Origin of the sequence: Couchioplanes caeruleus (assembly GCF_023499255.1) — a bacterium.
In the GTDB taxonomy this organism is placed as follows: domain Bacteria; phylum Actinomycetota; class Actinomycetes; order Mycobacteriales; family Micromonosporaceae; genus Actinoplanes; species Actinoplanes caeruleus_A.
This window is the reverse complement of the sequence record NZ_CP092183.1, coordinates 1,258,707-1,282,750: the sequence shown is the minus strand read 5'-3', so window position 1 is coordinate 1,282,750 and position 24,044 is coordinate 1,258,707. Positions and strand designations below refer to the sequence as shown.

At 73.4% G+C, this 24,044-nt stretch carries 20 protein-coding genes; 10 read left to right on the top strand and 10 right to left on the bottom strand.

Annotated elements, in window-relative coordinates; all coding sequences use genetic code 11:
• Window positions 1-30: 30 nt before the first annotated feature.
• The 3 genes from nudC to COUCH_RS06160 are packed head-to-tail and all read right to left on the bottom strand — an operon-like array spanning window position 31 to window position 3,637.
• Complete coding sequence (gene nudC / locus COUCH_RS06170) at window positions 31-1,017, bottom strand: NAD(+) diphosphatase (protein WP_249611132.1); 987 nt, start codon at window positions 1,015-1,017, stop codon at window positions 31-33.
• Window positions 1,014-2,333, bottom strand: a complete 1,320-nt coding sequence (locus COUCH_RS06165; protein WP_249611131.1) for a M16 family metallopeptidase — start codon at window positions 2,331-2,333, stop codon at window positions 1,014-1,016. The genes nudC and COUCH_RS06165 overlap by 4 nt, the downstream gene beginning before the upstream one ends.
• Window positions 2,330-3,637 carry a M16 family metallopeptidase gene (locus tag COUCH_RS06160; protein WP_249611130.1) on the bottom strand — a complete coding sequence of 436 codons (1,308 nt, stop codon included), beginning with the start codon at window positions 3,635-3,637 and terminating at the stop codon, window positions 2,330-2,332. The genes COUCH_RS06165 and COUCH_RS06160 overlap by 4 nt, the downstream gene beginning before the upstream one ends.
• Before the next feature lie 131 nt (window positions 3,638-3,768).
• On the opposite strand from COUCH_RS06160, the gene COUCH_RS06155 reads away from it, so the two are divergent.
• Genes COUCH_RS06155 through COUCH_RS06140 form a run of 4 tightly spaced genes read left to right on the top strand, consistent with a single transcriptional unit; the run spans window position 3,769 to window position 7,913 of the window.
• The gene (locus tag COUCH_RS06155) at window positions 3,769-4,143 is read left to right on the top strand and encodes an effector-associated constant component EACC1 (protein WP_249611129.1); all 375 of its coding nucleotides are present in this window, start codon (window positions 3,769-3,771) and stop codon (window positions 4,141-4,143) included.
• Window positions 4,136-5,407, top strand: coding sequence for a YqgE/AlgH family protein (locus COUCH_RS06150; protein WP_249611128.1), 1,272 nt, complete (start codon window positions 4,136-4,138; stop codon window positions 5,405-5,407). The genes COUCH_RS06155 and COUCH_RS06150 overlap by 8 nt, the downstream gene beginning before the upstream one ends.
• The gene (locus COUCH_RS06145) at window positions 5,404-7,482 is read left to right on the top strand and encodes an SIR2 family protein (RefSeq protein WP_249611127.1); all 2,079 of its coding nucleotides are present in this window, start codon (window positions 5,404-5,406) and stop codon (window positions 7,480-7,482) included. Before COUCH_RS06150 ends, COUCH_RS06145 begins: the two co-directional genes overlap by 4 nt.
• 50 nt (window positions 7,483-7,532) lie before the next feature.
• On the top strand, window positions 7,533-7,913 hold the full coding sequence (locus tag COUCH_RS06140; RefSeq protein ID WP_249611126.1) for a hypothetical protein: 381 nt from the start codon (window positions 7,533-7,535) through the stop codon (window positions 7,911-7,913).
• Here COUCH_RS06140 and COUCH_RS06135 read toward each other — a convergent pair.
• Window positions 7,894-9,102, bottom strand: coding sequence for a radical SAM protein (locus COUCH_RS06135; RefSeq protein ID WP_249611125.1), 1,209 nt, complete (start codon window positions 9,100-9,102; stop codon window positions 7,894-7,896). The genes COUCH_RS06140 and COUCH_RS06135 overlap by 20 nt on opposite strands.
• Window positions 9,103-9,311: 209 nt before the next feature.
• On the opposite strand from COUCH_RS06135, the gene COUCH_RS06130 reads away from it, so the two are divergent.
• From COUCH_RS06130 to COUCH_RS06115, 4 genes are read left to right on the top strand one after another with little or no spacing between them, the layout of a single operon-like run.
• Window positions 9,312-9,713 (top strand): RrF2 family transcriptional regulator, encoded by a 402-nt coding sequence (locus COUCH_RS06130; protein WP_199511521.1) that lies wholly within the window; start codon window positions 9,312-9,314, stop codon window positions 9,711-9,713.
• An 8-nt stretch (window positions 9,714-9,721) separates the two neighbouring features.
• Entirely contained in the window at window positions 9,722-10,777 is a 1,056-nt protein-coding gene (locus COUCH_RS06125; RefSeq protein ID WP_249611124.1) for an ABC transporter substrate-binding protein, read from the top strand.
• Window positions 10,778-10,805: 28 nt separating this feature from the next.
• The gene (locus COUCH_RS06120; protein ID WP_249611123.1) at window positions 10,806-11,585 is read left to right on the top strand and encodes an ABC transporter ATP-binding protein; all 780 of its coding nucleotides are present in this window, start codon (window positions 10,806-10,808) and stop codon (window positions 11,583-11,585) included.
• Complete coding sequence (locus tag COUCH_RS06115; RefSeq protein WP_249611121.1) at window positions 11,575-12,471, top strand: ABC transporter permease; 897 nt, start codon at window positions 11,575-11,577, stop codon at window positions 12,469-12,471. The genes COUCH_RS06120 and COUCH_RS06115 overlap by 11 nt, the downstream gene beginning before the upstream one ends.
• A 5-nt stretch (window positions 12,472-12,476) precedes the next feature.
• On the opposite strand, the gene COUCH_RS06110 is transcribed toward COUCH_RS06115, so the two are convergent.
• Window positions 12,477-13,370 (bottom strand): hypothetical protein, encoded by an 894-nt coding sequence (locus tag COUCH_RS06110; protein WP_249611120.1) that lies wholly within the window; start codon window positions 13,368-13,370, stop codon window positions 12,477-12,479.
• A gap of 126 nt (window positions 13,371-13,496) precedes the next feature.
• Entirely contained in the window at window positions 13,497-13,679 is a 183-nt protein-coding gene (locus COUCH_RS06105) for a hypothetical protein (RefSeq protein WP_249611119.1), read from the bottom strand.
• Between the two features lie 150 nt (window positions 13,680-13,829).
• On the opposite strand from COUCH_RS06105, the gene COUCH_RS06100 reads away from it, so the two are divergent.
• Complete coding sequence (locus tag COUCH_RS06100; RefSeq protein ID WP_249611118.1) at window positions 13,830-14,588, top strand: lysophospholipid acyltransferase family protein; 759 nt, start codon at window positions 13,830-13,832, stop codon at window positions 14,586-14,588.
• A 166-nt stretch (window positions 14,589-14,754) separates the two neighbouring features.
• Here the strand turns inward: COUCH_RS06100 and cspE are convergent, their stop codons facing one another.
• Window positions 14,755-14,958, bottom strand: coding sequence for a transcription antiterminator/RNA stability regulator CspE (gene cspE, locus COUCH_RS06095; RefSeq protein WP_015625344.1), 204 nt, complete (start codon window positions 14,956-14,958; stop codon window positions 14,755-14,757).
• Between the two features lie 226 nt (window positions 14,959-15,184).
• Between cspE and COUCH_RS06090 the strand changes: the two genes are divergently transcribed.
• The gene (locus COUCH_RS06090) at window positions 15,185-15,592 is read left to right on the top strand and encodes a pilus assembly protein CpaE (protein ID WP_249611117.1); all 408 of its coding nucleotides are present in this window, start codon (window positions 15,185-15,187) and stop codon (window positions 15,590-15,592) included.
• A 12-nt stretch (window positions 15,593-15,604) separates the two neighbouring features.
• Here the strand turns inward: COUCH_RS06090 and COUCH_RS06085 are convergent, their stop codons facing one another.
• From COUCH_RS06085 to COUCH_RS06075, 3 genes are read right to left on the bottom strand one after another with little or no spacing between them, the layout of a single operon-like run.
• A complete protein-coding gene (locus COUCH_RS06085) occupies window positions 15,605-19,162 on the bottom strand; it encodes an ATP-dependent DNA helicase (RefSeq protein WP_249611115.1) in 3,558 nt (1,185 codons plus the stop codon).
• Window positions 19,163-19,173: 11 nt separating this feature from the next.
• On the bottom strand, window positions 19,174-22,914 hold the full coding sequence (locus COUCH_RS06080) for an ATP-dependent helicase (RefSeq protein ID WP_249611114.1): 3,741 nt from the start codon (window positions 22,912-22,914) through the stop codon (window positions 19,174-19,176).
• Window positions 22,915-22,952: 38 nt separating this feature from the next.
• A complete protein-coding gene (locus COUCH_RS06075) occupies window positions 22,953-23,966 on the bottom strand; it encodes a LacI family DNA-binding transcriptional regulator (protein ID WP_249611113.1) in 1,014 nt (337 codons plus the stop codon).
• Window positions 23,967-24,044 lie beyond the last annotated feature (78 nt).

Genomic DNA, 24,044 nt, shown 5'->3' with positions numbered 1-24,044 from the left:
GATCCTTCTGATTAGAGAAATGTGAATCCCTTATCGGGCGGAATCCCCCAACCATCGCTCAACGAGATAAAAGGCGATGGAGGAGCGCATGGGCAGATTCATCCGTACGCCGCTCGCCGCGTCCACGAAGTCGCCGGAGATCATCCGGGTGATGTCCGCGCGGGTGAACCAGCGCGCCTCGTCGATCTCCTCGGGGTCGAGGGCGAGCGCCTGGTCCCGGTCGGCCTCGGCGGTGTACCCGAGCATCAGCGACCCCGGGAAGGGCCACGCCTGGCTGCCCTCGTACACGACGGAGCGGAGCCGGACGCCGACCTCCTCGCGGACCTCGCGGACGACGGCGGCCTCGGCCGACTCGCCGGGCTCGACGTAACCGGCCAGGCAGGAGAACCGCCGGACGCCGTCGACCGCCGGCCAGGCGGCGTTGTGGCCGAGCAGGCACCGGCCGTCCGGCCCGGCGACCCCGTCGTGCACCAGCACGATCATCGCGGGGTCCGTGCGCGGCCACATCTGCCGCCCGTCCTCGTCGACGCGCGACCAGCCGGCCTCGACCACCCGGGTCTGCTGCCCGGAGCGCGGCGAGAACCGGTGCGTGGCGTGCCAGTTGCCCAGCGCGGCGGCCGTGGTGAAGATGCCGGCGTCGCGCGGGTCGAGCCGGTCGCCGATGTCGCGCAGGTTGCGGACCTCCGCGCCGGCCTTCTCGGGCAGCGGCGCGTCGACGGCGAAGATGGGCACCCCGGCCGGGTCGACGCCGAGGAAGAGCCGCTCGCCCTCGGGCGCTTCCTCCGCGCTCACCAGGACGAGCGACGGTTCGTCCCCGTCGGCTCCGGCGATCAGCGCGCGCCCGCCCTTGGCGACGTCGATCACCAGGACCAGACCGCTCTTCCACGCCTCGGCCAGCCACGCGTCGTCCTTGCGGCGGTGCGCGGCCCGGTCCAGGCTGGTCCGCGCCAGCGGCGGACCGTCGAGGCCGGGCTGCTCGCCGACGTCGGGCTGCTCCTCCTGTGCCGGCCCGGTCACGCGGTGCCGCGCTCCACGCTCGTCAGGGCGGACAGCTGCCCCTCCACCTTCTCCGCGTCGCCGAGAACGACGGACACCGCCCGCGACGGCGCCAGGTAGCGGGCCGCCGCCTCGGCCACCTGCTCGCGGGTCGCCGCCGCGAGCGCCGCCGAGTGCTCGGTGAGGTAGTCCAGCCGCAGCCCGAAGCTGGCGTAGATGCTGGCCAGCCCCGCCAGCCCGGCCTGGGTCGACATGCCGAGGCGCAGCGTGCCGAGGGCGTACCGGCGGGCCTGCTCGAGCTCGTCGGCGCCGGGCGGGAGGCTGGCGATGCGGCCGAGCTCGTACAGCGTCTCGAGCAGCGCCGGGCCGGTCACCTCGGTGGCCACCTCCGCGGCCACCACCAGCGAGGAGCCGGCGACGAAGTGCTCGATGGCGGTGTGCGGGCCGTACGTGTAGCCCTTGTCCTCGCGGATGTTCTCCACCCACCGCGAGGAGAAGTAACCGCCGAAGACCATGTTCGCCAGCTGCAGCGCCGCGTGGTCCGGATCGGTGCGGGGCACCGCCGGCAACGCCATCCGCAGCGACGACTGGACCGACGCGGGCCGGTCGACCAGCAGCAGCGGGCCGGGCTCGAGCGCGGGCGTCGGCGGCACGTTGCCGTCGCGGCCCGAGCCGATCCAGCCGCCGAGCGCCTTCTCCGCCGCGTCGATCGCCTTCTCGACGTTGATGTCGCCGACGAGCACCAGCACCGAGCCCTCCGGACGCACCCGCTCCGCGTGCAGCGTCCGCAGCTGACCCGGGCGTACGCCCCTGACCTGCTCCGGCTCTGGCGTCTGGACCGCGTACGGGTGCTTGCCGTACATCCGCTTGAGCAGGGCCGTACGGGCGAGGTGCGCCGGCTGGCTCTGCGCCACCTGGATGTGGTCGACGAGCCGGTCCCGCTCGGTGCCCACCTCGTCGGCCGGGTACGCCGGGTCGGTCAGGACGGCGGCGAGGATCTCCAGCATCCGGTCCAGGCCGGCGGCGAGGGAATTCCCGGTGACGAGCAGCCGGTCGGGGTCGAGCCCCGCGGAGAGGCCACCGCCGACCGCCTGCAGCTCGGCGGCGATGTCGATGCTGGACATCGTGGCCGTGCCGGTGAACAGCGCCTGCGACAGCAGGGTGGCCCGGGCCAGCGGGGCGCGCCCGAACGGCACCCGCAGCCGCAGCTCGACCAGGGGCACCGCCGGCCGGCGGATGGCGATCACGGTCAGGCCGCTGCTGAGGGTGCGCTCGGCCTGCTTGGGCAGCTTGATCTTCGAGTCCGGCACGAGGTCCGGCAGGGTCTTGACGCTCACTGGTTGGCTCCCGGGACGACCTCGACGGTGGCGCGGCTCTCGGGCCGCAGGCTGGCGGCGGCCGCGACGATCTGCGCCTCGGTGACCTCGCCGACGAGCCGCGGCAGCTCGTTGAGCAGCTCGGGCCTGCCGCGCTGCAGCTCGAGCACGGCCATCGGCAGGGCCCGGCCGAGCACCGCGTCGGTGTCGCGCAGCAGATGCGTCGCCATGCGGGCCTGCGTGCGGGCCAGCTCGCCGGGCGCGAGGCCGCCGGTGGCCAGCCGGTCGAGCTCTTCGTCGACGACCCGCAGCACCTTGTCCGCGTCGCCGCCGGGCGGCATGTGCGCCTGCAGCAGCAGCGCGGTGGGGTTGCGGACCTGGTATTCGTCGCCCATGAATCCGATGTAGCCGCCGACGCTGGTGACGATGCGGTCGCGCTGCACGAGCCGCTCGACCAGGCGGGACGCGTCGCCGTCGGTGAGGACCTCGGCGAGCACCACGTACGGCAGGTAGGCGCTGAAGTCGGCGATCGGGTCGGGAACCCGGTAGCCGGCGGCGACGGCGGGCAGCGGGGCGAGCCGGTCGACATAGCTCTCCCGGCGCTCGGCGCTCAGGCCGGGCTCGGCGAAGTCGGGCAGCTCCGGCTTCGGCCGGGCCGGCACGTCGCCGAAGTGCGCCTCGACGAGCTTGGTGGCGGCGGCCACGTCGAAGTCGCCGGCGACCGCCAGCGTCGCGTTGCCCGAGGCGTAGTACTTGCCGAAGAACTCCTGCGCGTCCTCGACCGTGGCGCTCTCCAGGTCGGTGAAGGAGCCGTACCCGTCGTGGGCGTTGGGGAACGTCTCGAACATCACCGGGGGCAGCTTCAGCCAGGGGAAGCCGCCGTACGGGCGGTTGAGGACGTTGACCCGGATCTCCTCCTTGACCACGTCCACCTGGTTGCGCAGGTTCTCCTCGGTGAGCCGGGGGCCGCGCATGCGGTCCGCCTCGAGGAACAGCGCGCGCTCCAGGGCGCCCGCCGGGAGCACCTCGAAGTAGTCGGTGTAGTCGAGGTGGGTGGAGCCGTTGAAGCTGCCGCCGGCCCCCTGGACGTGCCGGAAGTGGGCGAGCTTCTCGAGGTTCTCCGAGCCCTGGAACATGAGGTGCTCGAAGAGGTGGGCGAAGCCGGTGCGACCCTCCGGTTCGGACCGGATGCCGACGTCGTAGACGACGGCCACGCCGACGACGGGAGCGCTGCGGTCGGGCGTGAGGACCACCCGCAGGCCGTTGTCGAGGGTGAACCGTTCGACCGGGTATTTCGTCGCGGGGATCTTTACTTTGCGGGCCACCCCAAGAATCTATCCCGCCGCCGCGGCATCCGACGGGTACGCCCGGTCACCGCGTCGACGCTCGATGCTAGCTTCGCCTAGCAGTGTCCGCGAAGCCAAACACGCGCATCGATATACGCGGGGGGACTTTCATGCCGGTTCAGCTCCGACTGGAGTGTCCGTCGCCAGAGGACGCCGAGTCGCTGCACCGCTGGCTGCGCCGGGAGGACGCCGTACGCGTCGACGGCCGGCTGGCCCGGGCCCGCAGCGACGACCCGCAGACGATGGGCACCCTGCTCGACGTGCTGACGCTGGTGATCGGCAGCGGGCTGTCGGCCGGCCAGCTCGCCCTCGCGGTGGCCTCCTGGCGGGACTCGCGCCGGCCGTCCCCGAAGGTGACGATCGTGCACACCGCCGCGGACGGTTCCACGACGCGGATCGAGGCGGAGGACCACCGGACGCTGGCCGACGCCCTGACGCGGCTGGAAGAGGCGGGCGGAGGGCGGGCGGCAGGAACCGATGAGTGACGTCGCCGACCCGGCCGCCTCGCAGGTCGTGCTGATCGGCGTCTCGGCGTACCGCAGGCTCCCGGAGCTGCCCGCCGCCGGGCGCAACGTGACCGACCTGCGCGACCTGCTGGCGGGTGAGGATCTCTGGGGTGTCCCCGCGGACAACTGCCAGGTGCTGGTGGACCCGGAGGATCCGGCCGAGGTGAGCCGCGCGGTCCGCCGGGCCGCCGCCGCGACCGAGCGCGACGGGCTGCTGCTGGTGTACTTCGCCGGGCACGGCCTGGTCGATCCCGACGACGACCGGCTGATCCTCGGCCTGCCCGGCTGCGACCCGGAGGTGCCCTACGAGCGCGGGGTCCCGTACGAGTGGATCCGCCGGGCGGTCGCCGACTCCCGCGCCCGCCGCCGCGTCGTCATCCTCGACTGCTGCTACTCCGGGCGCGCGGGCGCCGAGATCGGCGGCGACAGCAGCGGCACGGACGCGGTCGCCGACAAGGCCGAGACGGACGGGACCTGCCTGCTCGTCTCCGCACCCGCCAACCGGCCCGCGATGGCGCCGCGCGGGGAGGTCCACACCGCCTTCACCGGCGAGCTGATCCGGCTGCTCCGCGACGGCCTGCGGCCACCGCCACCCGAACCCGCGCCGCCCGCGCTGACCGTCCATGCCGTGTGGCGCACGGTACGCCGTGCGATGCTGCGCCGCGGGTTCGAGCGCCCCGAGCTGCGCGCCCGCGACTCCGGCGGCGAGATCGCGCTGGTGCACAACCCCGCCGCGCCCCGGCACAACCTCGCGGGCACGGTGCTGTACGCGGCGCCCTGGTTCGTCGACGAGGACCTCGGCCGCCGGGCGATGCTGGTGCTGCGGCACAACCAGACCGGCGCGCTCGGGGTGTGCATCACCCGGCCGGGGGGCGAGCTGCCGGCCGACTTCCCCGCCTCGTGGCGGCGGTTGCTGCGCAATCCCGTGATGCTGTTCCACGGCGGCCCGGTCGCCCAGGACGGCTACATCGTCGTGACGTTGCTGCGGGCGGGCGCGCCCAAGCCGCTGCGCTTCACGCCCGTACGGGACCGGCTGGGCACGTTGCACCTCTCGGGTAACCCGGAGGATGTGACCGGCAGCGTGGACGCCATGCGGGTGTTCGTCGGCTACCTGGGCTGGCGCTCGGGTGAGCTCGAGGAATACCTCGACCGGGGTGCCCTGGTCGCGAGCCGGCACACCGCCCGCCAGGTCTTCACCGAACGCCCCGGTGAGCTGTGGCAGTCGCTGCAGGCGGGCCGATGACGGCGCCGGAGCCGGACCCGGCGGGCGACGGCCTGAGCCCGGGCGAGCGCCTGCTCATCGACCGGCTGGCGGCCGCCCTGCAGGACGCCGACCAGATCACGCTGGTGATCGGCTCGGGCGTGACGGCCACCGCCGTCCCCCGAGTGCAGGGTGTGCTGGAGATCGCCGACAGCTATGCGGCGGGACGCAACGACGACGGCGCGCTGGAACGGGCGCTGGCCCAGGCCCGCGCGGAACTCGTCGGCGCGCGGCCCGTGGACGTGTACCGGGCGTACCGGCGGGTGTTCACGGACTGGGTGTCGGGCGGGGCGTTCGACGTGATCGCGCAGCAGGCCGTGCTGAAGGCGTACGCGGCACCGGATCCTATGGAGTCGCCGCTGGCCACGCACGGGCTCGGGCAGCGCCTCGACCGCGGGGTCGGCGAGGGCGTCGAGAACGACCGCTTCTCCTGGCTGCTCCCGCGCGGTGTGCAGGCCCTCGGCCACCTGCTCGCCGCCATCCCCGAGGCGTTCGACCACCGGGTGCTCACCACGAACTTCGACCCGCTGCTCGAGATCGCGATCCGCGACGCGGGCGGCCGGGCGGTCAGCCTGCCGCTGGACTCGTCGGGCGGCTTCGGGCACACCGGCGGCTCCGACGGCGCCGTACGCGTCTTCCACCTGCACGGCTTCTGGCGGCCCACCCTGCACGTCCGCGGACCCCAGCTGCTGCACGACCCGGCACGCATCGCGGAGAACGCGCCCCTGGTCGCCACCACCGCCGACCTCATCCGCGGCGACACCGTGTGCGTGATCGGCAGCAGCGACTGGGCCGGGACGATCACCGCGGCGGTCGCCCGGACCCGGCCCGTACGGGTGCTCTGGGCGCTGAACGACCCGGACGCGGCAACCGCCCTGGGCGCGGCCACCCGGCTGCGCGAGAACACGGGTGTGGCCGTCGAGTGCTTCCCCGGCGTCGACTCCGAGCGGCTCTTCCCGGCCCTGGCCGAACGCGCCGGCGTCGCCGTGCCGCCGCGCGCCACCGGGCTCAAGAACCGGGTACGCCACCACGCCTGGGAACGCCAGCTCGTCTCCCAGCCGGACAGCAGCCCGCCGCGCGACGTGCCGGGGCTGCTGCTCCAGCTCGAGCGCCGGTTCGGCTGGGTGACGCAGCAGCGTGGCACGGTCCAGCCGATCCGGCTGCTGTGGCCCGTACGCCTGCGCCCCCGCGCCTCGGTGATCCACATGGTGCAGGCGTTCGTGGCCGGCGCCCTCGCCCGCCTCGGCGTGGAGGTGCGGATCTGCATCGACGACGTCGGCCTGCGCGACACCGAGGCGCAGACCGGCTTCCGCGACGACCTCGACCGCTGGATCGACCACACCGGTCACGGCGCGGTCCGCGAGTTCGTCAGCCTGTCGGAGTTCCTCGACCGGGGTGCCCGGTATCCGGCCGCCGGCAACCCCGAGGCACTGCTGCGCCCGACGGACCCCTGGTCGGTGGCGCGGATGTTCTACGGCGAGCACAACCCGTCGCTGTACAGCCTGCTCGCCGCGGTGAAGGCCGTGCCCAACCTGACCTCGTGGGACGAGCTCGAGAAGAACGCGTGGCCGATCGTGCAGGCGGTGCTGCGGACGGACGCGCGCAACCTGCTGACACCGCTCACGCTCTGGCCGTACCTGAACAGCATGCTCCTGGAGAGCACGACCAACGACGTGATGACGCTGGGCGGGCGCGACGAGGCCATCCTGTGGGCGCAGTGGCGGCAGACGTTCGGCTTCGGGCCGGGGCACCTCTACAACCCGTACATCAGGAACCTGAAACACGACGCCCACATGCTGCGCTGGTCGTCGCAGGAGGAGCTGACCCGGCATCTGCACCGGACCCGTGAGCTGCCGGGATGGGACGCGGAGGGCAGCTACATCCCCTGGCTGTTCCAGAACGCGCTGCTGTTGCCCGGCTACCTCAACCACGAGCCGGTGCCGGAGACCGACGACTTCCCGCTGGACTCGTGGGCGGCCTTCGTCGCCGCCGACGAGGACGGCAAGCCGGTCCTCGACGATCTGGCCGCCCGGGTGACAAATGTCTTTCTGCGATGACGGGCCGTTCGGCGGTCGCGGTCTTGGCGGTACGGAGTTAGCGTCGAGGCATGACTGCCGCAGTTGTGGAACGCGTCGGGCACCGCATCGCGACCGTCGACGACCACGCGGAGCTGTGCGTCACGGTGCTCGGCCGGGAGCTGACCGCGTATGTCGCCGGGGCCGTGAGCGTGGCTGAGTTCGAGTCCTGGTTCGCCGCGCCGACCCGCCCCGGCTACCTGGTGCGCCGGCGGCTCGCCGCGGCCGCGGAGATCGTCAGCGTCTTCGAGACGGCCAACCGGACGGCGCTCGCCGCGGCCTGGCTGCGGGAGATGGATCCGCAGGGTTACGTGCCGGCCCGGGTGCTGCGCCTCTCCGAGGGCGACGAGACCAGCGTGAAGGCACTGCTGGAGACCGCGGCGGCCTGGTCGCTCAGCCCCGCGGCAGGGTAGCGCCCGTCGCGTTCTCGAAGGCCGCCAGCGAGCCGTTGAGGTAGCGGCTCGCGTGCCCGGCCAGGTCCACGTGCTCCCGGAAGTGCCGTAGCACCGCCGCGCGGGCGCCGACCCGGGGCAGGCGGAACGTCTTCTTGCCGCCGTTGATCACGTCCTCCACCGCGAGCTCGCCGTCGGCGCTGATCAGCAGCGTCGAGTTCGGCGCCCGGTGGGTGCTGGTGAGCCGGATGTCCATGGCCACGCCGTCCGCGGCGCTGCGTCGGACCAGCTCCTCCACGACGCCGTGCACGCCGGCCGGGGCCAGGAGGTCCGCGCCGCGGGGGTCGGCGGCCTTGCCGACCGGTACGACGACGTGCAGCACCCACGTGGTCACGCCCAGGTCCGCCACCTGGTCGCGCAGGGCGAGCAGGCCGGGGAGGTCCCCGTTGCGCCGGGTCACCACGGTCTGCACGCTGCACGGCACGCCGGCGCGTACGGCCCGGCGGATCGCGTCACGGGCGTACACCGCCGAGCTGGTGCCCGGCGGCACGAACTGCCGGTTGGCGGGGCGCAACGCGTCGTTGACGGCCGGGTCGGCGCTGTCCAGGGAGACGCGTACGTGCACGTGGTGGCGCTGGAGCAGGGGCACGATGCGGCTGAAGTCGCCGACTCCCGAGGTGTCCAGCACGACCGCCTTGCCGGTGGCCGCGAGCCGTTCCACCAGGCGCTCCGTACGCTCCGCCCGCGCCAGCGGCTCGCCGCCGGTGACCACGCCGACCATCGCCGGGGTGGCGCCGGCGACCCGCAGCACCTGATCGAGCCCTCGGCCGTCCTCGCGTTCCCGGTAGCCGGGGGTCATGAGGTCGTCGGCGTGGCAGTAGCGGCAGCGCAGCGGGCAGAAGGCGGTCGAGAAGCAGTTCACGACCAGCGGCTCGGTGACCACGGGGAGCACGTCGAGGTGCCCGACCACGGAACGGCCGAAGAAGGCGCGGCGCGGGGTGGCCGGCTCGGTGTCACAGATGCCCAGTTCGGCGAGCGTACGGATGGCCTCGTCGTCGCCCGTGCGGCGGCGCACGACGGCCTCGTGCCGGGCGTCCAGGGCGAAGAAGTGGTCCCGGCGCGGGACGTACGCGATCGACCCGCGGACCCGTACCCCGGGCGCCAGGCGGACCACCTGTGACATCCGACGGCGCTCGGACACGGCGAACACGCGCAGATACTCCCACAGCCCGGGGCCGTTCCCGCGCGCCGGACGCTCCCGGCGTCACCCGGACGAGGGCTTTTCCTACAAAACCGGCAGGCAAACATCCCATGATGCGGTTCGGGGTTGACGCCGATACCGCACCTCGTCCACTATTCCCATCCATCAGATAGAGAAAGCAGAGTTTGCGCTCCGCCGGACCGAGAGGACATTCCCCCGTGTACGTCTCGGCACGCACCGACTACGCCGTCCGGGCCATGCTCGCGATCGCCGCTGACCACCCCCACCTGGTCAAAGCCGCGTCGCTCGCGGCCGGCCAGGACATCCCGCTCAGCTTTCTCCAGGGCATCCTGCTCGACCTGCGCCGCGCCGGCCTGCTGCACAGCCACCGCGGCGTCGACGGCGGGTACGCCCTGGCCCGGCCGGCCGACGACATCACCGTCGGCGACGTGGTCCGGGCCGTCGGCGGGGCGCTGACCACCGTTCGTGGCCTGCCCACCACGACCACGACGTACCACGGGGTCGCGACCGGCCTCAAGGACGTCTGGCTCGCGGTGGAGGAGGCCATCGAGGGGGTCGTGAACCACCGCACCCTCGCCCAACTCACCGTCTCCGCTTAGGAGTGACAATGAAATCCCGCGCTCTTCGTGCGCTTGCCGTTGCCGCTGCCGCGCTTCTGTCCGCCTCGGCCCTGACCGCCTGCGGCAGCGACGACGCCGCCGCCAGCGGTGACGCGAACACCCTGCGGCTCGGGTACTTCCCGAACATCACCCACGCGCCCGCGCTCGTCGGCGTCAAGAACGGCCTCTTCCAGCAGGCGCTGGGCGACACCAAGCTGGAGCCGAAGACCTTCAACGCCGGCCCGGCCGCCATCGAGGCGCTGTTCTCCGGGGCGATCGACGCGACGTACATCGGGCCGAACCCGGCCATCAACGGCTGGGCCACCTCCAAGGGCACCGCGCTGAAGATCATCGCGGGCAGCACCTCGGGCGGCGCCGGCCTGGTCGTCAGGCAGGGCATCAACAGCCCGGCCGACCTCAAGGGCAAGAAGATCGCCACGCCGCAGCTGGGCAACACCCAGGACGTCGCGCTGCGCGCCTGGCTGAAGGAGAACGGCCTCAACGCCGACCAGCAGGGCGGCGGCGACGTCTCGGTGCTGCCGCAGGACAACGCGACCGCGGTGCAGGCGTTCGCCCAGGGCGCGATCGACGGCGCCTGGGTCCCCGAGCCCAACCTGAGCAAGATGGTGCTCGAGTCCAAGGGCAAGATCCTGGTCAACGAGAAGGACCTGTGGCCGAACGGGCAGTTCGTCACCACGCACCTGATCGTGAAGCAGGATTTCCTCAAGAAGCACCCGGACACGGTGAAGAAGCTCCTGCAGGGTCACATCGCCGCGGAGAAGTACATCGCCTCGGACACCGCCGGAGCGCAGAAGGCCGCCAACGAGCAGCTCGCCGCCCTGTCCGGAAAGCCGCTCAAGGACGACATCCTCGCCGCCGCGTTCAAGAACCTGACGTTCACCAACGACCCGATCGCCTCGTCGCTCTACACCAGCGCCAAGCACGCCGAGGACGTCGGTCTGCTCAAGCCGGTGGACCTCAAGGGCATCTACGACCTCGGCCCGCTCAACGAGCTGCTCAAGGCCGACGGTCAGCCCGAGGTCAGCGACGCCGCCGCCTCCTGATCGCCGCCGGACAACCGGGAGCCACGTCATGAGCATTCTCGAAGCCACCCACCAGCGCACCCAGCAGGCGGTCGTCAGCCTCGACAGCGTCTCGAAGCGGTACGGCACCGGCGCCAACGCGCTGCTCGCCCTGGACAAGGTCTCGCTGAGCGTCGGCAAGGGCGAGTTCGTCTGCCTGCTGGGCGCCTCCGGCTGCGGCAAGAGCACGCTGCTCTCGCTCGTCGCCGGGCTCGACCGGATCAGCGGCGGCACACTGGACACCGGCGGCCGGGCCGTCTCGCTGATGTTCCAGGAGGCGGCGCTCTTCCCGTGGCTCTCGGTTGCCGGCAACGTCGAGCTTCCCCTGCGGCTGCGCGGCATCCCCCGCGCCACCCGCCGGGAACGCGCCGAGCAGCTGCTGGAGATCGTGCGGCTCAAGGGCTTCGGCCACAAGCGGCCGCACGAGCTCTCCGGCGGCATGCGCCAGCGCGTCGCGCTGGCCCGGGCCCTCGCCCAGGACGCCGACATCCTGCTGATGGACGAGCCGTTCGGCGCGCTGGACGCGATGACCCGCGACATCCTGCACGACGAGCTGGAGCGCATCTGGCGCGAGCAGGAGCTCACCGTCCTGTTCGTCACCCACAACGTGCGCGAGGCGGTCCGGCTGGGCGACCGGGTGATCCTGCTGAGCAGCCGCCCGGGCCGGGTCATCGAGGACTTCCCGGTGACCCACCAGCGGCCGCGCCGCATCGACTCCCCCGAGGTGGCCGGGCAGGCCGCCGAGATCACCGACCGGCTCCGCGCGGAGGTCGCCCGTCATGCAGGCTGAGATCCCCACCCAGGCCCCCGACCCGCGGACCGAGTCGGACCGGGCCGCCGACCGGGTCACCGGGCTCGACGCGCTCGAGCTCGCCGGCAAGGGCGAGCAGGGCGCGCTCGGCAAGCGCATCTGGCGCAGCGCCTGGCCCAAGCTCCTCGCGGTCGCCATCGTGCTGGCGGCGTGGCAGGCCGTCGTCTGGGCGGAATGGAAACCGGCGTACGTGCTGCCCGGCCCGGCGACGGTCTTCGAGGACCTCGGCTCGCTGATCACCACCGGGGACTTCTGGGACGGCGTACGGCTGACCATGACCCGCGCGGTCACCGGCTTCGCGCTCGCCGTGCTGATCGGCACGATCGTGGGGGCGGCGGTCTCCCGGTTCGCCCCGCTGCGGGCGGCCATCGGCTCGCTCATCACCGGCCTGCAGACCATGCCCTCGATCATGTGGTTCCCGCTGGCGATCCTGCTCTTCCAGATCAGCGAGAGCGCCATCATGTTCGTGGTGGTCATCGGCGCCGCCCCGTCCGTCGCGAACGGCCTGATCAGCGGCATCGACTACGTGCCGCGGACCTGGCTGCGGGTCGGTCAGGTGCTGGGCATGACCGGCTTCGCCAAGTACCGCCACCTGATCCTGCCGGCGTCGCTGCCGTCGTTCATCTCCGGGCTCAAGCAGGGCTGGGCGTTCTCCTGGCGCAGCCTCATGGCCGGCGAGCTGCTGGTCATCGTGCCGGGGGCGCTGTCGATCGGCGTACGCATGCAGCAGTCCCGCGACCTCAACGAGTCGAGCCTGGTGATCAGCTTCATCATCGTGGTGCTGGTGATCGGCATCCTGATCGACCTGCTGTTCAACGCCGCGGACAACGCGCTGCGCAAGCGCTGGGGCCTCACCGGCTCCTGACCCGCTCAGAGCGGCCGTACGGACTTCAGCACGTCATCGATCACGTAGTCGAACTGCTTGTGGGTGCCGGGGATCGACACGTACAGCACGGCGGCCGTGGTCTTGCCGACGTCGATGACGGCCACCGCGGACAACTCGTCGGTGGCCGTCAGCCCCTCGGCCTTGAAGTGCAGCCGGAACTCGCTCAGGTACGCCGGCCGCCCGCCCAGCGTGGTCATCCCGTCGCGCAGCTGCTCGAGCGTGTTCGGCTGCGGGTAGTACTCGGCGCGGACGTCCGCCGCGACCTGCCGCCCCACGCAGTCCAGGTTCAGCGTCACCGCGTCGTTGTCGGCCGCCGGCACCGCCGCGGACAGGATCGACGCGTGGTACGTCCCCCCGCTGTACGTCTCCGTGACGAAGTGCTGCCCCACCCGGTACGGAACCTCGAGCGTGCCCGCCCGCCACGTCGTGTCCCACGGCACCCACGGCGCGCCGTACTTCCGGTAGGAGATGCCCGCCTCGGTGTCGGTGGTCCGTTCACCGGTGGCGGGCGGAACCTTCTCCGGCCTGCCGGTCGGCCCCTCGCTCGGCGCCACGGTCGGCGCGGGGCACATCTGCGCGAGCGGCGGCCGGACATCGGTGGGACCGGACGCCTTCTTGCCGCCGAAGGCGTCACCGTCCGAGGTCAACGCCACGATCAGGATGATGGTCAGACCGATCACGACGATCGCGCCGGCGATCCCGCCGAAAACCATCATCTGCCGCCGGCGGCGTCGTGGCCCGTCACCGCCGGGCGGGCCCGGCGGGGTGGGTGGCGGAGGCGGCACGAGCGGGGGTACGCCGTAAGCGGTGACCGTCCCGGAAGCCCACGCGCCACCCGGCCGCGGGAAGGCGGTGGGGGTGGGCGTGCCGTCGGACATCATCCCAGTGAACACCACGGGGCGATGTCACGGGTCATCGCCCGGCTCGGGCAGCGCCCTCCCGCCGCTCAGTGGCCGTTCCTTCAAGCCGGTCAGCGGGCTGCGGCGGCCGTCCCCGCCGGTCTGTCAGCGGGCCGCGGCCACCGGTGCGGCCTTGGGCGGCACGGTCTCGACGACTCCCGCGCCCGCCCCGCCGTAGCCGGCCGACGCGTACCAGGGTGCGAAGGCCACCACCAGCACCAGGCACAGGCCCAGGACCGCCAGCGCCACCACGATCGCGAGCTCGCGGCGTGCGGACACGGTGTCCATGCGGGTCCTCCCGGGAAGTGCCGAACCGGATGATCCCTGTCAGCGTGGACCCCGGTGCGACTCGGCGCAGTCATAGGTAAGACGCAGCCGACGGCAAATCGGTTGCATCTCTCCCAGGAAAGGTTCATGCGGTCCCGGTACCGTAACCGGATGGAAATCGTGTATCCCCCCGTGATCGCCTTGGCAAAGACGATGTTCCGGGTGCTCGACCTGCGGATCCAGATCGACGGCGCGCACCACATCCCAGCGACCGGCGGGGCGGTCCTGGCGAGCAACCACGCCAGCTATCTCGATTTCATCTTCTGCGGACTGGGCGCCCAGCCGGCGAAGCGCCTCGTACGGTTCATGGCGAAGAAGTCGGTTTTCGACCACAAGGTGAGCGGTCCGTTGATGCGCGGCATGCGCCACATCTCCGTGGACCGCAAGGCCGGCACGGCGGCGTTCCAGGAAGCCGAGAACGCCCTGCGCCGCGGCGAGGTGGTCGGCGTGTTCCCGGAGGCGACGATCAGCGAGTCGTTCACGGTGAAGGCACTGAAGTCGGGCGCGGCCCGGCTCGCCGAGGTGGCCGAGGTGCCGCTGATCCCCATGGCGGTGTGGGGCCCGCACCGGCTCTGGACCAAGGGCCGCGAGAAGGAACTGACCAAGCGCCACGTACCGGTCATCATCAGCATCGGCGAGCCGATCGTCGCGGCGGCCGGCGCCACCGCGGACGCGACGACGGTGGTGCTGCGGCAGCGGTTGAGCGCGCTGCTGGACCGGGCGCAGCAGAACTATCCGGAACAGCCCTCCGGGCCGGACGACCGCTGGTGGCTGCCGGCGCATCTGGGTGGCACGGCGCCGCGGCCGGAGGAGCTGGGCTATCCGCCCCGGCCCGAGGACGCCGGCAACCCGGCCCCATTGGACGCCTGAGGGCACTCATCCGGCCCCGTCCGGGCGGTCCGGCGGTCCGGCGGCCACTCGGCGGCTCGGCGGCTCCTGGAACGGGCGGTCGCAGGCCGCGGATGGGGCCGGAAAGCACGACGGCGCCGGCCTCCTCGCGGAGGACCGGCGCCGGCGCGTCAGCGCTGGGCTGGAATCAGAGCGGGCGGATGTTGGCCGCCTGCGGGCCCTTCTGGCCCTGGGTCACCTCGAACTCGACCCGCTGGTTCTCGTCCAGGCTGCGGTAGCCGGAAGTCTGGATGGCGGAGAAGTGGGCGAAGACGTCGGCGCCGCCGTCGTCCGGGGTGATGAACCCAAAGCCCTTGTCCGCGTTGAACCACTTCACTACGCCGGTAACCATGATCGTCTCCTCGACGGTCGATCGCTCCCGACCATTATGGACGGGAACGAGGTAATAAGTCCCGCACTTCGCGGGACTCGTGCTGCCGTACTGATCGCCCGTACCGGAGAACCCCGGGTTACGACAAAGAGCGCCTGGGGCAGACTTCCCCACAGGCGCTCCTGAGTACTTGGGAACCAAACTGACACAACGCGTAGGAGCCTAGCACGCACAAGGGGGTCTGCTCGTGATCGGCGTGGAAGTGGCACGGCAACTCAGGGAGGCCGGGCTGGAGTGGAAGCCCGCCCCGGGGGACAGCTTCGCCATCCCGGACCGCGACCTGGACGAGGACACCTTTGTGCTCAGCAACATGACCATCGAGGTGTACCCCGTGCCGGAGGGGCGCGTGATCGGGTTCAACGGCACCACCGAGTGGGCGCTCGACGACGTGGAGCTCGACGAGGCGCTCTGGCTGCCCCGCGAGGATCAGCTGCGCGATCTGCTCGGCGGGACTTTCCGCAGCCTGCGACGGGGCGACGCGGGCTACGAGGTCGGCATCACCCTGCTGGGCGAGGACCGTACGTTCACCGCGGCGACGCCTGAGGAGGCGTACGCGGCGGCTCTGCTGCATCTCCTGGCCGCTGCCGGCCTCTGACCGGGAGCGGGCTCACCGGCCCTGATCGGCCTCGGGGAGCTCGGCGACGAGCGCGGCCAGGCCGTCGGCGTCGAGCAGGTCGGCCGGGCGTACGGTCACGCCGTCACGCACGTAGTGGAAGCCGGCCCGTACCCGGGACACCGGCACGCCCGCCAGCGCCGCCCACGCGACCCGGTACGCCGCGAGCTGCACCGTCGCGGCCGCGGCGTCGGCGGCGGTGGGACGCCGGCCGGTCTTCCAGTCGATGACGTCGAAGCGGTTGCCCGGTTCGGCGAAGACGGCGTCCATCCGGCCCCGGATCACCACGCCGGCCACGGTGGTGGCGAACGGGACTTCGACCTCGACCGGCGTACGGTCCGCCCACTCCCCCGCCAGGAATGCCTCCTGCAACGCGGCCAGCTCCTCGTCGGCCGCCGCGTCGTCGTCCGCCGCGCCGGGGAGTTCGTCGAGGTCGAGCAGGCGTACGGACCCGTACCGCTGCTCCAGCCAAGCGTGGAACGCCGTGCCCCGCCGCGCGAAGGGCGCGGGCCGCTGCGGCAGCGGCCTGCGCAGGGAGCGGGCCAGCAGTTGCGGGTCGCGGCGCAGGACGACCAGCTGCGACACCGACAGGTGCGGCGGCAGCGCCACCTCGAGCGGTCCGTCGCGACGGACCCGTTCCTCGCGCTCGGCGAGCAGCAACGCGGCCTCCTGCCGCCACCGCTCCACGTCCGGATCCACCTCGCCGGCCGGCTCCGCCACCGCCGCCCGCGCCTCCGCGGCCGGGGGCCGTGCCGGCTGGGGTTCCGGGGCCGCGGCCGGGGCGAGCCCGGTCAGGTCGGCGGCCAGCCCGGCACGCGCTCCCACCTCGGCGTCCGACTCGGCCAGCTCGGCGAACGCGGCGGCGGCCTCCGGGGTCGGTGCGGCGATCATGCGCCGGATCAGGTCGGCGGCGGCCGCCATTGCCGGGCGGCGCGCGCCCAGCGGGTCCGACGGCCATTCCGCCGACGCCACCAGCTCGGCGCTGGGGTTGGCGGCGTCGCCGGGCGGCTCCGGCGCCCAGTGCTCGACCACCCCGGCACCCTCGTCGCAGGCGTCCCGGATCTCGGTCAGGAACACCGACGGACCTCGGGGCCGCTTCACGCCGTCGCCCCACCAGTAGCCGGACGCCAGCAGCAGCCGGCGCGGGCGGGTGACGGCCACGTACGCCAGCCGCCGCTCCTCCCGCTCGTCGTGCTCGCGCCACGCCCGCCCGAACGCCGTCACGGCCGCGGCCACGTCCTTCTGGTCGACGGCTTCCGACAGGTCCAGCTCCGGCAGCCCGTCGGAGTCGCCCCGCAACGGGAACGGCAGCACCCCGATGCCGCCGAGGTAGTTGTCCGAGCCCCGGGTGACGCCCGGCCACACGTTCTTGGTGAGACCGGCCACGGAGACGACGTCCCACTCCAGGCCCTTGGCGGCGTGGGCGGTCAGGATCTGGACGGCGCCCTCGACCACGTCGACCTGGCCCGGGGTGAGGCCACGTTCCTCCTCCTCGGCCGCGGCCAGGAACGCGAGGAACCCCGCCAGGGTGCCGCCGTCGGTCTCACCCGCGTACCGGGCGGCGACGTCGCCGAGGGCGTCGAGGTGGCCGCGGGCCAGGCCTGCGTCGCCCGCGCCCCAGCCGCGTACGGCGACCTCGACGTCCAGGCCGGTGGTGCGCTCGATGTCCGCGACCAGGTCGGGCAGCGGCTGGTCCAGGCGCAGGCGCAGCTCCGCCAGCTCCCTGCTGTACGCGCGGAGCCGCAGGTAGCCCTCCTGCGAGTACTGCTGGGGTGCCCCCAGGTCGGCCATCGCCTCGACGAGCGTGGCGTCCTCCAGCCGGTCCCCGAAGATCTGCTGCGCGTCATCCGGAGCGGCCGCGGAAGCACCGGACCCGGCCGCCGCGGGAGAACCGGAGCCGGGCTCCGCGGGAGAACCGGGGCCGGCCGCCGCGGAAGAACCCGGGCCGGTTGTCACGGCCGCGCGGGCGGAGGCGATCGCCCGGGCCCGGCGGTGCAGCGCCACCAGGTCGCGCGGGCCGATGCGCCAGCGGGCGCCCGTCAGGAGCCGCAGCAGGGCCGCGCCGTCGGTCGGGTCGGCAAGCACCCGCAGCGTGCACACGACATCGCGGACCTCCGGCGTGTCCAGCAGGCCGCCGAGGCCCACCACCTCCACGGGCAGGCCGCGGGCGCGCAGCGCCTCCTCGATCGCCGGGATCTGGCTGCGGACCCGGACCAGGACCGCGCTGGTCGGCCGCTTCTCCAGCGGGATGTCCGCCGGCGCCGCCTCCGGCAGCCGGGCCGCCGCCCGCCACGCGGCCAGCATCGAGCCGGCGATCCACTCGGCTTCTTCCGCGTACGTGGACAGCAGCGCGCATGCCACCGTGCGGCCACCGACGCGATCGGCCACCCGCTGGGCCGGGACGAGCTCGGCGACCCGGGCGCCGGCGGCCCGCAGCGGGCGCGAGAGGGAGTTGGCGACCTGCAGGATCTCGGGACGGTTGCGCCAGCTCCGGGTCAGGTTCAGCACCCACGCCTCGCGGCCGCCCGGACCGGTGAACTCGGCCGGGAACCGGTCCAGCGTGCCAGCGGACGCGCCACGCCAGCCGTAGATCGACTGACAGGGGTCGCCGACCGCGGTCACCGGGTGCCCGCCGCCGAACAGCGCGTTCAGCAGCACGACCTGGGCGTGGCTGGTGTCCTGGTACTCGTCCAGCAGCACGATCTTGTAGCGGCCCCGCTCGATCGCGCCGACCTCGGGATGGTTGCGGGCCACCAGCGCGGCGCGGGCCATCTGGTCACCGAAGTCCATCGCCTCGAGGTCGAGTTTGCGCTGCTCATAGAGGCGTACGAGGGGCAGCAGGGTGAGCCGGTGCCGCTGGCGCTGCAGCATGTCGGTGACGTCCTTGTAGACCCGCCCGGGCAGCGACTGCACGTCGGCGAAGAACCGTCCCGTCCACGCGGCCAGGTCGTCGGGGCCGACGAGATGCTCGGCCAGCTCGCCGGAGAGCGCCAGCACGTCGTCGGTCACCGTGCCGGGCGCGCGGTTGAGGCCCGTCATCTCCCCGGTGTACGAGCGCACCAGCGAGTCCACGATCTGCCACCGGGCCGCCTCGGTGAGCAGCCGGGCGGACGGCTCGTACCCGGCGCGCAGGCCGTGCTCGGTGACCACGCGGGCCGCGTACGAGTGGTAGGTGGCGACTGTCGGCTCACCGGTCAGTGCCTCCTGCTGCCCCAGCCGGCGGACCAGCTGACCGAGCCGCGTCCGTACCCGATGGGCCAGCTCGCCGGCGGCCTTGCGGGTGAACGTCAGGCCGAGGATCTCGTCCGGGTGGGCGTACCCGTTGGCGACGAGCCAGACCACCCGCGAGGCCATCGTCTCGGTCTTGCCGGACCCGGCGCCCGCGACGACCAGGACCGGTTCGACCGGGGCCGCGATGATCGCGGCCTGCTCCGGGGTGGGCGCGTGCAGCCGCAGCAGCCGGGCGAGCTCCAGCGGGGTGTAGCGCGGCCCGGCATCGGCGCGCCGCCGCGGCCGGGGTTCGGCGTCGGCGAAAAGGCTCGGTTGCGTCATCGTGGACGGTTCTACCCTCGCTGGTCCGCGGCGGGCGGACCGGGTTCGACGACCTGCCGGCCCTGGCCGCTGACCGGGCAGCTGGTCCGCACCGGACAAACCCGGCACTTCGCGTTCGCGACGGCCGAGAAGGTCGCCGCGGCCATCGTGTCGGCGGTGCGGCGGACCATCGCGTACGCCCACTGCGGATCGTCGGCCTCGGCGAGCGGCACCTGCATCTGCTCGCGCGCCTCCTTGCTCGGCCCGAGCTGCACCAACGCCGCCCCGCCGCTGCCGGCCCCCTCGGCGAGCGCGTCGAAAGCACCCGCGTCCACGGCGGCCTGATAACCGGCGAGCTGCGCGTGCTCCTCGACCTCGCCGGCGGTGACCGCGGTGCTCTTGCCGGTCTTCAGGTCGATGACGACCAGCCGGCCCTGCTCGTCCACCTCCAGCCGGTCGACCCGCCCGGTGAGCTGGATCGGCCGCTTCGGGTCGTCGAGGCGCACGGTGAACTCGTGCTCGATCGCGAGCAGCCGCCGCGGGTTGCGCGCCAGCCAGCGCAGCAACTTGTCCACCATGCCCTGCGCGCGCTCCTGCTCCGGCCCGGCCAGCCAGCGCGCCGCCAGCTCGATCGCGTCGAACCGCGCCGACACGTACTCGACGAGCCGCTCGCGGTCGGCGTTCGCGTCCTCGGCCAGCATCGCCGCCGCGTGCACCAGGTTGCCGACCCCCTGCGCGGGCCCGGCCGGGGCGGCGCCGCCATGGCGTTCCAACAGCCAGCGCAGGCTGCACCGCAGCGCGCTCTCCATCGCCGACGGCGTCACCTTGACCGGCTCGCCCTCATCGACCAGCGGCCGGTCGTCGGAGAGCGGCCGCAGCCCCCACCACTCGTCGGGATGGGCGCCGGGCACCCCGGCCTGGGCGAGCCGGGCCAGCTCGGCCGCGGCGGCATGCCGCCGGGCGGGCGTGGCGTCGGGTGCGACCACGACGGTACGCAGCTCCGCGACCAGCGCGGACAGGGTGAGGGCGCGGGGCGGGCGACCCATGGGCAGCTCGAAGTCGCCCTCGCCCGTCTCCCCGGGTTCCGGCTCCCGGGCGCCGGTGGGGTCGGGCTCGCGGACGTCGGTGGGGTCCGGCTCGCGGGCGCCGGGGTCGTCGTCGGGTTCGGGTTCCGGAGGGCCGGGGTCGTCCGGGCCCGGTTCCGTGGGGCCCGGGTCGCCCTGTTCCGGTGGCGGGGGGTCGCCACCGCCGCGGCGGTCCGGCATGGCGAGTTCGCTCAGGAAGCGGCTCGGTTGCTCCTCGCCGTCCGCGCCGCCCACGCTCGCCGAGGCCACCGCGGTCACGACCAGCCGCTGCCGGGCCCGGGTGGTGGCCACGTAGAAGAGGCGGCGTTCCTCGTCGAGCAGCGCCGACGTCTGCCCGGCGATCGCCGCCGTGTCCGGTGCGGCCCGGCCCGCCAGGACGTCGACGAGCCGTTCCGAGCCCAGCAGGCTGCCGCGCAGCCGCAGGTCCGGCCAGATGCCCTCCTGGACGCCGGCCAGCACGACGACGTCCCACTCCAGGCCCTTGGCCGCGTGCGCGGTGAGCAGGCGTACGGCCTCACCGCGGTCCGCGCTGGGGGCGATCGAGTCGGCGGGCAGGTCCTGGCCGAGCACGTGGTCGAGGAACACCTCCGTACGCGCCCCCGGCAGCCGGTCGACGAAACGGGCAGCGGCGTCGAAGAGCACCACCATCGCGTCGAGGTCGCGGTCGGCTGCCTCGGCGCGCCACTGCCGGGCCCGGCCGCCCTCGCCGCCGGGTTCGGTCGGGGCGCCCCGGGTGCTGAGGGCGTACCACTTCTCGGCGAGACCGCTGGCGCGCCAGACCGACCACAGCACCTGCTCGGCGGTCGCGGCCGGCGCGGCCGCCGCCTCCCGGGCGGTGGCGAGCAGCCGGGCGACGTTCTGGGCGGGCGTCGCCCAGCGCCGCTCCACCATGTCGAGCCCGGCCGGGTCGCGCACCGCGTCGACGAGCAGCTCGCCGGAGGGCCTGCGGTCGCCGGCGGCCAGCGCGAGCGCCCGCAGTCCCTGCCGCAGCCGCCGCTCGGCCAGCGGGTCGGCCCCGCCCAGCGGCGAGTGCAGCAGCGCGACCGCCGCCTCCTCGTCCAGCACCGCCGGGTCGAGGGCGCAGCGCAGGAGCAGCAGGAACGGCGCGACCGCGGGTTGCAGGTGCAGCGGCATGTCCTCCGCGTGGGTGACGGTGGGCACGCCGGCGGCGGCGAGCCCGCGCTGCAGGGAGGGCAGTTGTAGGCTGGTCGACCGCAGCACCACGGCCATCCGGGACCAGGGGACGCCGTGCAGCAGGTGGGCCTCACGCAGGGCGTGCGCGACGAACGCGGTCTCGCTGGTCGGTGAGCGGAAGGTACGCACGACCGCCTCGGGCGCCGAACGATCCGGCGACGGCGACGGCGACGGGCGGGGCGGCTGAGCGGGGGCGCCGGCCTCAGCCGGCGAAGCGGGCGCGGCCGAGGACGACCCGGCGAGCGCGGCCGAGGACGACCCGGCGGGCACGGCCGGAGCAACGGCCGCCGAGGCGGGCGCGCCCGGAGCATGGGCCGCCGAGGTGGGCGCGGCCGGAGCATGGGCCGCCGAGGCGGGCGCGGCCGACGCAGAAGGCGCAGCCTGGGAAGACGCGGGCGGGGAGGGCGCGGGCGGGGGGTGCATGGGGCGGTGGCGTACCCGGCCGCGCATGCGTCGCGCGACCCGGCTCGTGGCGTCCAGCAGGCCCGGCCGGGCGCGGTAGTTGGTGTGCAGCGTGATGACCTCCGCCAGCGCGCCCGATGCCGTGCGGAAGCGGGCCGGGAAGGTGTCGATCACTTCCGGGTCGGCGCCGCGGAAGCCGTAGATGGAGGAGTCCGGGTCGCCGAACGCCACCAGGGGTTTGCCGCCGCCCGCCACCAGGGAGAGCAGGTCGATCTGGGCCGGGTCGGTGTCGGCGAGCTCGTCGACGTAGACGTACGCCAGGCGGCGGCGCTCGGCCTCCAGCAGGGCCGGGTCGTCGGTGAGCAGGCCGGCGGCGGCGCGGATGAGCTCGGCCGGGTCGTACGCCGTCGAGCCGCGGGTGGTGACGTCGCGCAGGGCGAGGACCGCCACGTACTCGCGGAGGAAGCGGGCCGCGGCGGGCCAGTCGTCGCGGCCGAGGCTTTCGCCGAGGCGGGCGAGCTCGACCGGGCCGATGCCGCGCTCCGCCGCTCGTTGCATCAGGTCGCGCAGCTGCTGGGCGAAGGCGCGGGTGGGCAGGGCCGGGCGTAGTGCCTCCGGCCAGCGGACCGTGTCCGGCGCCTGGTCGTCGCCGACCACCTCGAGCAGCTCGCGGATGATGAGGTCCTGCTCCGGGCCGGTGAGCAGCCGGGGGGACGGTTCGCCGCGTTCGGCGGCCGCGCGGCGGAGCAGGCCGAACGCGTACGCGTGGAAGGTGCGTACCAGAGGCTCGTGGTAGGTCGCGCCGCCGATCCGGGCCTCGACGCGGTCGCGCAGCGCGGTCGCGCCGCGGCGGCCGAAGGTCAGCACCAGGATGCGTTCGGGGTCGACGCCCGCGGCGATGCGCTCGGCGACCGCCTCGACCAGCACGGTGGTCTTGCCCGTGCCGGGACCGCCGACCACCAGCAGCGGCCCGTCCGTGTGCCCGGCGACATACCGCTGCACCGCGTCGTCCAGCAGCGGCGCCGCGGCGGGCGCGGGGCGGCGCACCAGCCGGTACGCGGGCCGGCGCACTGCCGCGGGGGTCGAGGTCACGGCACCAATGACACCACGCAGCTACGACAAAAACCGTTTCAGGGTTTCCCGATCGAGGCGCGCAGACGTACGGGCATGGGCACGCGGTGCACCTGGGGTTCGCCCGGTGAGCCCAGCAGCAGCTCCACGGCCTTCCATCCGAGCTGGTAGTGCGGCAGGGAGATGCTGGTCAGCTGGGGTCGCAGCCACGCCGCGAGGTCGGAGTCGTCGAACGAGAGCACCGACACGTCGTCCGGGATGGCGTGTCCGGCCTCACGCAAGGCCTGGTACGCCCCCAGCGCGATCCGGTCGTTGAGGCAGATCAGCGTCCGCGGCTCGAGCCCGTTCACCAGCGCGCCGCGCACCGCCTCGTACGCGGGCTCGGGCCACCAGTCGCAGTCGATCGTGCCGGCGAGCTTGACCCTCGCGGCGCCGAAGCCCTCGCGGATGCCGGCGAGCCGTTCGCGCCCGGCGAAGACGTGCTGGGCGGGGCTGCCGACGAGGTGGATGCCGTCGCGATGGCCGGCTTCGATGATCGTCTTGGCGGCGCTCCAGCCGGCACCGACCTCGTCGGGGATCACCGAGTGGTACGCCGGTCGCGCCGCCCGGGTCAGGCAGTTGAGCAGGACGACGGGGTGGCCCTTGAGCACCTTCGGGATGCGGACGTAGCGGGTGAACATGCTCGCGTACACGAAGGCGTCGACCTGCCGGTCGAGGAAGTCGGAGATGAGCTTGTCCTCGATCACCGCGTCGCCCTCGGTCTCGCCGATGAAGAGCAGGTGTCCGTGGGCGACCGCGGCGGCGAGGGCGCCGTGGATGGCGCGGCCGGCGTACGGATCGGAGGCGAGGGTGTCGGAGACCAGCGCGACGGTCTTGGTGACCTTGGTCCGCAGGCTCCGCGCCATGAGGTTGGGCCGGTAGTCGAGCTCCTGGGCCGCGCGGAGCACCCGTTGCCGGGCGTCCTCGGATATCCGCATGTCGACGTGGCGTCCGGCGAGGACGAAGGACGCCGTACTGCGGGACACGCCGGCCCGCTGTGCGACCTGCAGCAGGGTGGCCCGTTGCTGAGGCATGGCGCAAAGTGTTCCACGCGCGGTCCACGGCGCCGACGCGGCTCCGCGCCTTTCGCGAAACTTCACGCAGGTGTTGGC

Excerpts from the sequence above, each read along its gene's own strand:
- COUCH_RS06155 (WP_249611129.1), top strand. The coding sequence starts at position 3,769 with ATGCCGGTTCAGCTCCGACTGGAGTGTCCGTCGCCAGAGGACGCCGAG.
- COUCH_RS06150 (WP_249611128.1), top strand. The coding sequence starts at position 4,136 with ATGAGTGACGTCGCCGACCCGGCCGCCTCGCAGGTCGTGCTGATCGGC.
- COUCH_RS06145 (WP_249611127.1), top strand. The coding sequence starts at position 5,404 with ATGACGGCGCCGGAGCCGGACCCGGCGGGCGACGGCCTGAGCCCGGGC.
- COUCH_RS06140 (WP_249611126.1), top strand. The coding sequence starts at position 7,533 with ATGACTGCCGCAGTTGTGGAACGCGTCGGGCACCGCATCGCGACCGTC.
- COUCH_RS06125 (WP_249611124.1), top strand. The coding sequence starts at position 9,722 with ATGAAATCCCGCGCTCTTCGTGCGCTTGCCGTTGCCGCTGCCGCGCTT.
- COUCH_RS06120 (WP_249611123.1), top strand. The coding sequence starts at position 10,806 with ATGAGCATTCTCGAAGCCACCCACCAGCGCACCCAGCAGGCGGTCGTC.
- COUCH_RS06115 (WP_249611121.1), top strand. The coding sequence starts at position 11,575 with ATGCAGGCTGAGATCCCCACCCAGGCCCCCGACCCGCGGACCGAGTCG.
- COUCH_RS06110 (WP_249611120.1), bottom strand. The coding sequence starts at position 13,370 with ATGTCCGACGGCACGCCCACCCCCACCGCCTTCCCGCGGCCGGGTGGC.
- COUCH_RS06105 (WP_249611119.1), bottom strand. The coding sequence starts at position 13,679 with ATGGACACCGTGTCCGCACGCCGCGAGCTCGCGATCGTGGTGGCGCTG.
- COUCH_RS06100 (WP_249611118.1), top strand. The coding sequence starts at position 13,830 with ATGGAAATCGTGTATCCCCCCGTGATCGCCTTGGCAAAGACGATGTTC.
- cspE (WP_015625344.1), bottom strand. The coding sequence starts at position 14,958 with ATGGTTACCGGCGTAGTGAAGTGGTTCAACGCGGACAAGGGCTTTGGG.
- COUCH_RS06085 (WP_249611115.1), bottom strand. The coding sequence starts at position 19,162 with ATGACGCAACCGAGCCTTTTCGCCGACGCCGAACCCCGGCCGCGGCGG.
- COUCH_RS06075 (WP_249611113.1), bottom strand. The coding sequence starts at position 23,966 with ATGCCTCAGCAACGGGCCACCCTGCTGCAGGTCGCACAGCGGGCCGGC.